The 269-nt window shown below is 53.5% G+C and carries 1 protein-coding gene; it reads right to left on the reverse strand.

The window, feature by feature from the left end; all coding sequences use genetic code 11:
* The coding region (locus tag AC1RPR_RS08865) for a hypothetical protein (RefSeq protein WP_481763580.1) at positions 1-269 on the reverse strand (269 nt) is incomplete at both ends.

The raw sequence follows: 269 nt of genomic DNA on the forward strand, positions 1-269 counted from the left end.
CCCATAGACGGTTTTAACGCCCCCCTCTTCTCCCCCTTTTCGCCTTGCCTCTTCTTCCTTCCTTTTTTTTTTCCTCCTCTTCCCTCTCCTTCTTTCCCCCTTTTCTTCTCCCCTTCTCTTCTCCCTCTCCCCCTTCCTTCCCCCCCTTTCCCTCCCTTCCTTTTCTTCCTTCCCCCCTTTCTTTCCTCCCCCCCCTTCTTCCCTCCCTCCCTCTTTTTTTCTTTCCCCCTCCCTCTCCTTTTCCCCCTTTCCTTCTTCTCTTCCCTTCT

This window comes from Dellaglioa sp. CoH-57-MRSF-22, from assembly GCF_056781895.1.